General features: G+C 60.9%; 18 protein-coding genes. All 18 read right to left on the reverse strand.

All coding sequences use genetic code 11. The annotated features are described in order from the left end of the window. Positions 1-38: 38 nt before the first annotated feature. Positions 39-1,376, reverse strand: a complete 1,338-nt coding sequence (secY, locus tag AB4Y85_RS18505; protein WP_441986393.1) for a preprotein translocase subunit SecY — start codon at positions 1,374-1,376, stop codon at positions 39-41. Between the two features lie 206 nt (positions 1,377-1,582). Beyond that, a complete protein-coding gene (rplO, locus tag AB4Y85_RS18510; protein WP_441986394.1) occupies positions 1,583-2,056 on the reverse strand; it encodes a 50S ribosomal protein L15 in 474 nt (157 codons plus the stop codon). A gap of 10 nt (positions 2,057-2,066) precedes the next feature. Beyond that, a complete protein-coding gene (gene rpmD, locus AB4Y85_RS18515) occupies positions 2,067-2,273 on the reverse strand; it encodes a 50S ribosomal protein L30 (protein WP_441986395.1) in 207 nt (68 codons plus the stop codon). A gap of 14 nt (positions 2,274-2,287) precedes the next feature. Beyond that, a complete protein-coding gene (gene rpsE, locus AB4Y85_RS18520) occupies positions 2,288-2,851 on the reverse strand; it encodes a 30S ribosomal protein S5 (RefSeq protein ID WP_441986396.1) in 564 nt (187 codons plus the stop codon). Between the two features lie 120 nt (positions 2,852-2,971). Further along, positions 2,972-3,334, reverse strand: a complete 363-nt coding sequence (rplR, locus tag AB4Y85_RS18525) for a 50S ribosomal protein L18 (protein WP_441986397.1) — start codon at positions 3,332-3,334, stop codon at positions 2,972-2,974. 12 nt (positions 3,335-3,346) lie between these two features. Next, positions 3,347-3,880 (reverse strand): 50S ribosomal protein L6, encoded by a 534-nt coding sequence (gene rplF, locus AB4Y85_RS18530; RefSeq protein WP_441986398.1) that lies wholly within the window; start codon positions 3,878-3,880, stop codon positions 3,347-3,349. Positions 3,881-3,916: 36 nt separating this feature from the next. Continuing rightward, positions 3,917-4,312 (reverse strand): 30S ribosomal protein S8, encoded by a 396-nt coding sequence (gene rpsH, locus AB4Y85_RS18535; protein ID WP_036352993.1) that lies wholly within the window; start codon positions 4,310-4,312, stop codon positions 3,917-3,919. Between the two features lie 15 nt (positions 4,313-4,327). After that, positions 4,328-4,633 carry a 30S ribosomal protein S14 gene (gene rpsN / locus AB4Y85_RS18540; protein ID WP_441986399.1) on the reverse strand — a complete coding sequence of 102 codons (306 nt, stop codon included), beginning with the start codon at positions 4,631-4,633 and terminating at the stop codon, positions 4,328-4,330. Positions 4,634-4,672: 39 nt separating this feature from the next. Further along, positions 4,673-5,233 carry a 50S ribosomal protein L5 gene (gene rplE, locus AB4Y85_RS18545; protein ID WP_441986400.1) on the reverse strand — a complete coding sequence of 187 codons (561 nt, stop codon included), beginning with the start codon at positions 5,231-5,233 and terminating at the stop codon, positions 4,673-4,675. Beyond that, positions 5,226-5,543, reverse strand: a complete 318-nt coding sequence (gene rplX / locus AB4Y85_RS18550; protein ID WP_441986401.1) for a 50S ribosomal protein L24 — start codon at positions 5,541-5,543, stop codon at positions 5,226-5,228. The genes rplE and rplX overlap by 8 nt, the downstream gene beginning before the upstream one ends. Next, positions 5,543-5,911, reverse strand: a complete 369-nt coding sequence (gene rplN / locus AB4Y85_RS18555; protein WP_009764309.1) for a 50S ribosomal protein L14 — start codon at positions 5,909-5,911, stop codon at positions 5,543-5,545. The genes rplX and rplN overlap by 1 nt, the downstream gene beginning before the upstream one ends. A gap of 165 nt (positions 5,912-6,076) precedes the next feature. Next, on the reverse strand, positions 6,077-6,316 hold the full coding sequence (gene rpsQ, locus AB4Y85_RS18560; RefSeq protein WP_243375466.1) for a 30S ribosomal protein S17: 240 nt from the start codon (positions 6,314-6,316) through the stop codon (positions 6,077-6,079). Positions 6,317-6,328: 12 nt separating this feature from the next. Continuing rightward, on the reverse strand, positions 6,329-6,541 hold the full coding sequence (rpmC, locus tag AB4Y85_RS18565; protein ID WP_190846515.1) for a 50S ribosomal protein L29: 213 nt from the start codon (positions 6,539-6,541) through the stop codon (positions 6,329-6,331). 10 nt (positions 6,542-6,551) lie between these two features. Continuing rightward, positions 6,552-6,965: a 50S ribosomal protein L16 gene (gene rplP / locus AB4Y85_RS18570; RefSeq protein WP_009764306.1), complete on the reverse strand. Its 414-nt coding sequence runs from the start codon at positions 6,963-6,965 to the stop codon at positions 6,552-6,554. A gap of 24 nt (positions 6,966-6,989) precedes the next feature. Next, complete coding sequence (gene rpsC / locus AB4Y85_RS18575; protein WP_441986402.1) at positions 6,990-7,694, reverse strand: 30S ribosomal protein S3; 705 nt, start codon at positions 7,692-7,694, stop codon at positions 6,990-6,992. A gap of 11 nt (positions 7,695-7,705) precedes the next feature. Then, positions 7,706-8,086: a 50S ribosomal protein L22 gene (gene rplV / locus AB4Y85_RS18580; protein ID WP_441986403.1), complete on the reverse strand. Its 381-nt coding sequence runs from the start codon at positions 8,084-8,086 to the stop codon at positions 7,706-7,708. Between the two features lies 1 nt (position 8,087). Further along, positions 8,088-8,366 carry a 30S ribosomal protein S19 gene (rpsS, locus tag AB4Y85_RS18585; RefSeq protein WP_036352963.1) on the reverse strand — a complete coding sequence of 93 codons (279 nt, stop codon included), beginning with the start codon at positions 8,364-8,366 and terminating at the stop codon, positions 8,088-8,090. Positions 8,367-8,381: 15 nt separating this feature from the next. Then, a complete protein-coding gene (rplB, locus tag AB4Y85_RS18590) occupies positions 8,382-9,218 on the reverse strand; it encodes a 50S ribosomal protein L2 (protein ID WP_441986404.1) in 837 nt (278 codons plus the stop codon). Positions 9,219-9,222: the final 4 nt, after the last annotated feature.

Genomic DNA, 9,222 nt, shown 5'->3' on the forward strand with positions numbered 1-9,222 from the left:
TGAAGTCCCCTCGCCTCGCCCGGTGAGGAGCCCCGTTCTTACCGCCGCCGCGCGCCCTTGAGCTTCGCCTTCTTCACGAGCCCCTCATACTGGTGAGCCAGCAGATGGCCGTGAACCTGGGCCACGGTGTCCATGGTAACAGACACCACGATCAGAAGCGAAGTGCCGCCAAAGTAGAATGGCAGGGCCGCATAGGACACTAAAAGCTCTGGAATCAAGCAGATGATGACGAGGTAGGCTGCACCAAGAACGGTGATGCGAGTCAACACCTGATCGATGAAATCGGCAGTGCGCTCGCCTGGACGGATGCCCGGAATGAAGCCGCCCTGCTTTTTCAGGTTGTCGGCAGTCTCGGTGGGATTGAACACGATGGCCGTATAGAAGAACGCGAAGAACACGATCAGGGCCGCGTACATGAACATGTAGGCGGGACGGCCGTGGCCGAGATAGGCGGTGAGCGTCGAGATGATGCCAGTGCCGTCCGCATTGCTCTGGAAGCTGGCGATGGTGGCCGGCAGCAGCAGTAAGGAGGAGGCGAAGATCGGCGGAATCACGCCCGAGGTATTCAGCTTGAGGGGCAGGAACGAGGTCTGCCCCTCGTACATCCGGTTGCCGACCTGGCGCTTGGGATAGTTGATCAGCAGGCGGCGCTGGGCGCGCTCCATGAACACCACGAAGTAGATGATCAGGATCGCCATGGCGATAACGCCGATGATCAGGCCGGTGGAAATCGCGCCTTGACGGCCGAGCTCCAGGGTGCCGGCGATGGCCGTCGGCAGGTTAGCGACGATGCCCGCGAAGATGATCAGCGAGGTTCCGTTGCCGATGCCGCGCGACGTGATCTGCTCACCGAGCCACATGAGGAACATGGTGCCGCCGGTCAGGGTAATGACCGTCGAGATCAGGAAGAACGGACCGGGCGAGACCACGATGCTGCCCGAGCTCTGCAGGCCGACGGCGATGCCCCAGGACTGGAAGACCGCCAGGAAGACCGTGAGATAACGGGTATATTGATTGAGGATCTTGCGGCCTGCCTCGCCTTCCTTTTTCAGCGCCTCGAGCGAGGGCAGAACGGAGGTGAGGAGCTGCACGATGATCGATGCCGAAATATAGGGCATGATGTTCAGGGCGAAGATCGCCATGCGCTCGACAGCACCGCCCGAAAACATGTTGAAGAGGCCAAGGACACCACCGCTGGCACCCTGGAAGCTCTGGCGCAGGGCCTCCGGATCGATTCCGGGCAGCGGTATGTAGGTGCCGAGGCGATAGACGATGAGCGCGCCGAGGGTGAACCAAATGCGCTTCTTCAATTCCTCGGCTTTGGCGATTGAACCGAAATTGATGTTTGCGGCGAGTTGCTCGGCTGCTGAAGCCATTTTTCGTCCCCGAAATACCCAAGCATGGTCGACGTTACGCGAAGAGGGTCTCCGCACGGACCGTGCAATTCTTGGAAGGCAGGAGCTTGATCGCGCCTTCACGCAGCGCAGTCAAACTGAAACTTACGTAACTCACATCACACAAACGGCGGCCACGCGATCAGACGCGGGCCGCCGCTTGGATCTTGATTAATGTGGGCGCTGGCTCACGCCTGCGCAACGGCGCCCAGAAGGGTCACCGAACCACCAGCCTTCTCGATAGCCGCGACGGCCGACTTGGACGCGCCATGGACCTGGAAGGACAGCTTGGCCTTGAGCTCGCCAACGCCGAGGATCTTCACGCCGTCGCGCGGCTTGGAGACTACACCGGCGGCAACCAGCGACTCGACGGTGACCGCAGCGGTCTTGTCGAGCTTGCCGGCCTCGATGGCCTGCTGGATACGGCCGACATTGACCTCGTTGAGATCGATCGCGTTCGGCTTGTTGAAGCCACGCTTCGGAAGACGACGATGCAGAGGCATCTGACCGCCTTCGAAGCCCTTGATCGCCACGCCGCTACGGGAGGTCTGACCCTTGACGCCACGGCCGCCGGTCTTACCCTTGCCGGAGCCGATACCACGGCCGACACGCATGCGGTTCTTGGTAGAACCTTCGTTGTCACGAATTTCGTTCAGTTTCATGACGCTCTCCTCACTGCCCGTCGACAACGCGCACGAGGTGCTTGACCTTCTCGATCATGCCGCGCACGGACGGCGTGTCTTCGAGGGTCGAGGTGCGGTGAAGCTTGTTGAGCTTGAGACCGATCAGCGTCTGGCGCTGCTTAGACTCACGGCGAATCGGCGAACCGATCTGCTCAACGGTGATGGTGGATACTGCAGCTGCAGGCTTCTTTGCCATTATCGAAGCCTCCCTTAAGCATCAGCGCCGAGGTCGGCGGACGCATCGGCGTCACGACGACGAGCCTGCAGCGTCGAGACCTTCAGGCCACGGCGAGCAGCCACGGAACGCGGGCTGTCCTCGTTCTTGAGCGCGTCGAAAGTCGCGCGAACGAGGTTGTAGGGGTTGGACGAGCCGAGCGACTTGGACACGACGTCCTGCATGCCGACCGCCTCGAAGACGGCGCGCATCGGGCCGCCGGCGATGATGCCGGTACCCTGGGGAGCAGCACGCAGCACGACCTTGCCGGCGCCATGGCGGCCGTTCACGTCGTGGTGCAGGGTGCGACCCTCGCGGAGCGCAACGCGGATCATCGAGCGCTTGGCAGCGTCGGTGGCCTTGCGGATCGCTTCCGGAACTTCGCGGGCCTTGCCGTGACCGAAGCCGACGCGACCCTTCTGGTCACCGACGACGACGAGAGCAGCGAAGCCGAAACGACGGCCGCCCTTTACGACTTTTGCAACACGGTTGATGTGGACCAGGCGATCCACGAATTCGCTGTCTTCGCGATCAGCACGTTCTCTTGGTTCTCTTGCCATGAGACCTCTCACTTGCGCGGGCGGCGGGCCCGCTCGCTAGGGGTTTATACGATACCCGCCGTAAAGCACGATCAGGGCAGGAGGTAAACACCACCCGCCCCGTTCATGAATGTCTTAAGATTAGAAGTCCAGACCACCTTCACGGGCAGCGTCGGCGAGAGCCTTAACGCGACCATGATAAAGGTAGCCCGAGCGATCGAAGATCACCTGCTTCACGCCAGCCTTGGCTGCGCGCTCAGCGACGAGCTTGCCCACTTCCTTTGCGGCCTCAACGGTCGCGCCGGTCTTGAGCTTGCCCTTCAGGTCCTTCTCGACCGTCGAAGCCGAAGCGACGGTTACGCCGCGCTCGTCATCGATAACCTGGGCGTAGATCTGCTTGGACGAACGGAACACCGACAAACGCGGGCGTCCATTCGCAGCCTTCCGGATCGCACGGCGCACACGGGCCTTGCGGCGATCTTCGGCGCCTTTCTTCTCAGCCATGATACGTCGTCCTTACTTCTTCTTGCCTTCCTTGCGGAAGATGAATTCGCCGGCATACTTGACGCCTTTGCCCTTGTAGGGCTCGGGACCGCGATAGTCGCGGATCTCGGCGGCGGTCTGGCCGACCTTCTGCTTGTCGATGCCGGTGACGACGACTTCCGTCGGCTTCGGCGTCGCGATCGCGATACCAGCCGGGATTTCGTAGTCGATGTCGTGGCTGTAGCCGAGCGACAGCTTCAACATCTTGCCCGCGACAGCGGCCTTGTAGCCGACGCCGTTGATCTCGAGGCGCTTTTCGAAGCCGTTGGACACGCCCTGCACCAGGTTTGCAACCTGAGCGCGGGACAGGCCCCACTTCGCACGGGCGGCCTTGGACTGATCGCGCGGGGTCACCGACACGGCACCGTCCTCAAGAACGACCGACACCTCTTCGGGAACGAGGAACGAGAGTTCGCCCTTCGAGCCCTTCACCTTAACCATCTGACCGTCAACGGTCGCCGTCACACCCGACGGAACCGGAACTGGCTTTTTGCCTACTCGTGACATTTTCGAATCTCCGTGGTTCTGTGCTGATGCCTGGCCTTAGAAGACCTTGCAGAGCACTTCGCCGCCCACGTTCTTCTCACGGGCCTCATGATCGGCCATCACGCCCTGGGGCGTCGAGAGAATGGTGATGCCGAGGCCGTCAGCCACGCGAGGCATGGTGTCGACGGAAGCATACACGCGGCGGCCCGGCTTGGAGACGCGCTCGATAGAGCGGATCACCGGCTGACCGTCATAGTACTTCAGCTCGATCGAAAACTCGGTACGGCCATTGCCGAACTCGGTCTGCGAATAGTCGCGGATGTAGCCTTCGCTCTTGAGAACCTCAAGAACGCGGGCACGGAGCTTCGAGCCAGGGGTGGAAACAGTACCGCGGCGGCGCATCTGCGCGTTGCGGATACGGGTGAGCATATCGCCCAACGGATCGTTGATCATATGATGCTCTCCCTCTTACCAGCTGGACTTCACAAGGCCCGGGATCAGGCCTTTGTTGCCGAGCTCACGCATAGCGATGCGCGACATGCCGAGCTTGCGGTAGTATGCGCGCGGCCGGCCCGTGATTTCGCAACGGTTGCGAATGCGGGACTTGCTCGAGTTGCGCGGCAGCTCAGCCAGCTTGAGGCGCGCTTCGAAACGCTCCTCCATGGACTTCGACTCGTCGTTGGCGACCGCCAGGAGGCGCTCACGACGGCCCGCGAATTTCTTCACGAGCTCGCGACGAAGCTTGTTCTTCTCAATAGCGCTTTTCTTAGCCATTCTTTTATCTCCAGTGTCCGCGTCTGAGGACAGCTATCCTCACTGCCGGAACGGGAAGTTGAAGTGACGCAGCAGAGCGCGGGCTTCATCGTCGGTCTTGGCTGTCGTCGTGATGACAACGTCCATACCCCAAACCTGCTCTACCTTATCGTAGTTGATCTCAGGGAACACCAGGTGCTCCTTGATGCCCATCGCGTAGTTTCCGCGGCCATCGAACGACTTGGGGTTCAAACCCCGGAAGTCGCGGACGCGAGGAAGCGCGATGGTGACGAGACGATCGAGGAACTCGTACATACGCACCTTGCGGAGCGTAACCTTTGCACCGATCGGCATGTTCTCGCGGACCTTGAACTGCGAGATAGCCTTGCGGGCCTTCGTGATCACCGGCTTCTGACCTGCGATGAGCGCGAGGTCGGCAGCGGCAACCGTAGCCTTCTTGGAATCGGCGGTCGACTCGCCAACGCCCATGTTGAGGACGATCTTCTCGATCGTCGGCACTTCCATGGGGTTCTTGTAGCCGAATTCTTCGATCAGCTTCGGACGCACCACTTCTTCGTAGTGCTTCTTCAGCCGCGGGGTGTAGATGTCAGCCTTAGCCATCGATCAGGTCTCCCGAACGCTTGGCGAAGCGAACCTTGCGGCCGCCTTCGAGAACTTTGAAACCAACCCGGGTCGGCTTGCCGTCCTTGGGGTCTGCGTAGGCCAGGTTCGACAGCTGGATCGAGGCTTCTTTCGTAATAATGCCGCTTTCCTGGGTCGCCGTCTGGCGCTGATGGCGCTTCACGAGGTTCACGCCACGGACAACCGCGCGATCGTCCTTCGGGAGCACCTGAACGACTTCACCGGTCTTGCCCTTGTCGCGACCGGTCAGGACGACGACCTTGTCGCCCTTCTTGATCTTCGCGGCCATTAGAGCACCTCCGGCGCAAGCGAAATGATTTTCATGTGATTCTTGGCACGCAGTTCACGCGGAACGGGGCCGAAGATACGGGTGCCGACCGGCTCTTTCTGATTGTTGATCAGAACGGCGGCATTGCGGTCGAAACGGATGACCGAGCCGTCAGCGCGACGGATGTCCTTCGCGGTGCGCACGACGACCGCCTTCATGACGTCGCCCTTCTTCACGCGGCCGCGCGGAATAGCCTCTTTCACGGATACGACGATGATATCGCCCACCGAAGCGTATTTACGCTTCGAACCGCCGAGAACCTTGATGCACATCACGCGACGGGCGCCGGAATTATCGGCGACGTCAAGATTCGTCTGCATCTGGATCATGGCTTTGATCCTTTCCTTTGTTTCAGACAGGTTTCCGGGCAAAAGGCACTATTGCCCCCCGGACTACGCCTGACGGGGATCTGCTGTCCCCTGCCCTTCAAATGTCGAGAGAGGCGGTCGTATACACGAACCGCCCCTATCGGACAACCCCAAAAGAAAGCCTTATTAGGCTTTCGCTTGGTCGACGAGCACCCAGGTCTTGAGTTTGGAGAGCGGTTTGGTCTCTTCGATGAAGACCGTATCGCCCACCTTGGCCTTATTGGCCTCATCGTGTGCATGGTAGTTCTTCGTCTTACGCACGGTCTTCTTCAGAACCGGGTGCGTGAAACGACGCTCCACCTTCACGACGACCGTCTTGTCTTGCTTATCGCTGACAACGACGCCCTGCAAAACGCGCTTCGGCATCTTGATTTCCTCTTAAGCCTTAGCCGCAGCGGCCTTCTGGCGCTGCAGCGTCTTGACGCGGGCGACGTCCCGGCGGACTTCGCGGACACGTCCGGTGTTCTCGAGCTGGCCGGTGGCGCGCTGGAAGCGGAGGTTGAACTGCTCCTTCTTCAGGTTCAGCAACTCATCCGACAGCTGATCAGCGGACATTGCCTTAAGGTCAGAGAATCTCTGCTTGGTTTTCATGATTCTCTCCTTACTCGGCAATGCGCTGGATGAAGCGCGTCTTGATCGGGAGCTTCGCTGCGCCGAGGCGCAGGGCCTCACGAGCGATATCTTCCGGCACGCCGTCGATCTCGAACATGATGCGGCCAGGCTTTACCTTGGCTGCCCAATATTCGGGAGCGCCCTTACCCTTACCCATACGCACTTCGGTCGGCTTCGTCGACACCGGCACGTCCGGGAAGATGCGGATCCACACCCGACCCGCGCGCTTCATGGCGCGGGTGATGGCGCGGCGAGCCGCCTCGATCTGACGAGCGTTAACACGCTCGGGTTCCATCGCCTTCAAGCCGAACTGGCCGAAGTTGAGGTCCGTACCACCCTTCGCAGTGCCGGAAATACGGCCCTTGAACTGCTTACGGAACTTGGTTTTTTTCGGTTGCAACATGGCAAACCTCTCCTGACCTCTCCGTTACGCCGCGTGATCGCGGCGGCCACCAGAGCGGCCCCCTTCGTCACTCATACGCTTGTCCTGGGCCATCGGATCATGCTCAAGGATTTCGCCCTTGAAGATCCAAACCTTGATGCCGCAGGTGCCGTAGGTCGTAAACGCGGTGGACACACCGTAATCGACGTCCGCACGCAGCGTGTGCAGCGGAACGCGACCCTCGCGATACCATTCGAGGCGGGCGATTTCAGCGCCACCCAAACGGCCCGAGCAGTTGATACGGATGCCCTCTGCGCCAAGACGCATCGCCGACTGAACGGCGCGCTTCATGGCACGGCGGAAGGCGACGCGACGCTCGAGCTGCTGAGCGATCGAGTCCGCCACCAGGGTGGCGTCCACTTCCGGCTTACGGACTTCGACGATGTTGATCGCCACATCCGCGTCCGTCATCTTGGCGACGGTCTTGCGGAGCTTCTCGATGTCGGCACCCTTCTTGCCGATCACCACGCCCGGACGACCCGAGTGAATGGTGACGCGGCACTTCTTGTGCGGACGCTCGATCACGATCTTCGAGACGGCGGCCTGCTTCAGCTGCTTCATCAGAGCTTCGCGGATCGCCATATCCTCGTGCATCAGCTTGGCGTACTCGCCCTTGCCGGCGAACCAGCGCGAGTCCCAGGTCCGGTTGATGCCGAGCCGAAGACCGATCGGGTTGATTTTCTGACCCATCTGGTTCTCCTTTATGCCTGTTCGGCAACTTCCCGAACCACGATCGTGAGGTTCGAGAACGGCTTTTCGATACGAGCGCCGCGACCGCGGGCCCGGGCGTGGAAGCGCTTCATGACGAGCGCCTTGCCGACGAATGCCTGGCTGACGACGAGATCGTCCACATCGAGATTGTGGTTGTTCTCGGCGTTGGCGATGGCGCTCTCGAGGCACTTCCTTACATCGCGAGCGATGCGCTTACGGGAGAACTCGAGATCAGCGAGAGCCGTCGAAACCTTCTTGCCGCGGATGAGAGCCGCAACAAGGTTAAGCTTCTGAGGGCTGACGCGCAGCATGCGAGCGACGGCTTTCGCCTCGGAGTCGCTCAATGCGCGAGGAGTTGCGGCCTTACCCATCTTACTTCCTCTTCGCCTTCTTGTCCGCCGCGTGGCCGTGGAAGGTGCGGGTCGGCGAGAACTCGCCGAACTTGTGACCCACCATTTCCTCGCTCACGTTGACGGGAATGTGCTTCTGACCGTTGTAGACCCCGAACGTGAGGCCCACAAACTGCGGGAGGATCGTGGAGCGGCGGCTCCAGATCTTGATGACCTCGTTGCGGCCCGAAGAACGGGCAGCCTCGGCCTTCTTGAGGAGGTAACCGTCGACGAACGGACCCTTCCAAAGCGAACGTGCCATGACGTGCCTCTATCCTTACTTCTTACGAGCGTGACGGCTCGACACGATGAACTTGTCGGTCCGCTTGTTCGAACGGGTTTTCTTACCCTTGGTGGGGACGCCCCACGGGGACACCGGATGGCGGCCACCGGAAGTACGACCTTCACCACCACCGTGCGGGTGGTCGATCGGGTTCATGGAAACGCCGCGGTTATGCGGACGCTTGCCGAGCCAGCGGTTACGGCCAGCTTTACCGAGCGAGGTGTTCATGTGGTCAGGGTTCGACACCGCGCCGATGCTGGCGAAGCACTGCCCATGGACCATGCGCTGCTCGCCGGAATTCAGGCGGACCGTCACGTAGCCCTGATCACGACCCACAATCTGAGCATAGGTGCCGGCAGAGCGGGCCAGAGCGCCGCCACGGCCGATCTTCAGCTCGACGTTGTGGATGATCGTTCCCACCGGCATGTTGCCGATCGGCATGGCGTTACCCGGCTTGATATCGACCTGCTCGCCAGCCGACACCTTATCGCCGACAGCAAGGCGCTGCGGAGCCAGGATGTAAGCCTGCTCGCCGTCGGCGTAGCCGATCAGCGCGATGAAGGCGGTACGGTTCGGATCGTACTCGATCCGCTCCACGACAGCCACATCGCCCATACGGCCGCGACGCTTGAAGTCGACCAGGCGCAGGGTGCGCTTGTGACCACCGCCACGGAAGCGAACGGTCACGCGACCCAGGTTGTTACGGCCGCCGGAGGAGCTCTTGCCCTCCGTCAGCTTCTTGACCGGCTTGCCCTTGTAGAGCTCGCTGCGGTCGACGATCACCAGCTGGCGCAGGCCGGGGGTGATTGGTTTGAATGTTTTTAAAGCCATCGGA

It is taken from the genome of Microvirga sp. 2YAF29, from assembly GCF_052114605.1.
Classification (GTDB): domain Bacteria; phylum Pseudomonadota; class Alphaproteobacteria; order Rhizobiales; family Beijerinckiaceae; genus Microvirga.

Excerpts from the sequence above, each read along its gene's own strand:
- rplB (WP_441986404.1), bottom strand. The coding sequence starts at position 9,218 with ATGGCTTTAAAAACATTCAAACCAATCACCCCCGGCCTGCGCCAGCTG.
- rpmC (WP_190846515.1), bottom strand. The coding sequence starts at position 6,541 with ATGAAAACCAAGCAGAGATTCTCTGACCTTAAGGCAATGTCCGCTGAT.
- rpsC (WP_441986402.1), bottom strand. The coding sequence starts at position 7,694 with ATGGGTCAGAAAATCAACCCGATCGGTCTTCGGCTCGGCATCAACCGG.
- rplO (WP_441986394.1), bottom strand. The coding sequence starts at position 2,056 with ATGAAACTGAACGAAATTCGTGACAACGAAGGTTCTACCAAGAACCGC.
- secY (WP_441986393.1), bottom strand. The coding sequence starts at position 1,376 with ATGGCTTCAGCAGCCGAGCAACTCGCCGCAAACATCAATTTCGGTTCA.
- rplE (WP_441986400.1), bottom strand. The coding sequence starts at position 5,233 with ATGGCTAAGGCTGACATCTACACCCCGCGGCTGAAGAAGCACTACGAA.
- rplF (WP_441986398.1), bottom strand. The coding sequence starts at position 3,880 with ATGTCACGAGTAGGCAAAAAGCCAGTTCCGGTTCCGTCGGGTGTGACG.
- rplN (WP_009764309.1), bottom strand. The coding sequence starts at position 5,911 with ATGATCCAGATGCAGACGAATCTTGACGTCGCCGATAATTCCGGCGCC.
- rplR (WP_441986397.1), bottom strand. The coding sequence starts at position 3,334 with ATGGCTGAGAAGAAAGGCGCCGAAGATCGCCGCAAGGCCCGTGTGCGC.
- rplV (WP_441986403.1), bottom strand. The coding sequence starts at position 8,086 with ATGGGTAAGGCCGCAACTCCTCGCGCATTGAGCGACTCCGAGGCGAAA.
- rplP (WP_009764306.1), bottom strand. The coding sequence starts at position 6,965 with ATGTTGCAACCGAAAAAAACCAAGTTCCGTAAGCAGTTCAAGGGCCGT.
- rpsQ (WP_243375466.1), bottom strand. The coding sequence starts at position 6,316 with ATGCCGAAGCGCGTTTTGCAGGGCGTCGTTGTCAGCGATAAGCAAGAC.
- rpsS (WP_036352963.1), bottom strand. The coding sequence starts at position 8,366 with ATGGCACGTTCGCTTTGGAAGGGTCCGTTCGTCGACGGTTACCTCCTC.
- rpsN (WP_441986399.1), bottom strand. The coding sequence starts at position 4,633 with ATGGCTAAGAAAAGCGCTATTGAGAAGAACAAGCTTCGTCGCGAGCTC.
- rpsE (WP_441986396.1), bottom strand. The coding sequence starts at position 2,851 with ATGGCAAGAGAACCAAGAGAACGTGCTGATCGCGAAGACAGCGAATTC.
- rpsH (WP_036352993.1), bottom strand. The coding sequence starts at position 4,312 with ATGATCAACGATCCGTTGGGCGATATGCTCACCCGTATCCGCAACGCG.
- rpmD (WP_441986395.1), bottom strand. The coding sequence starts at position 2,273 with ATGGCAAAGAAGCCTGCAGCTGCAGTATCCACCATCACCGTTGAGCAG.
- rplX (WP_441986401.1), bottom strand. The coding sequence starts at position 5,543 with ATGGCCGCGAAGATCAAGAAGGGCGACAAGGTCGTCGTCCTGACCGGT.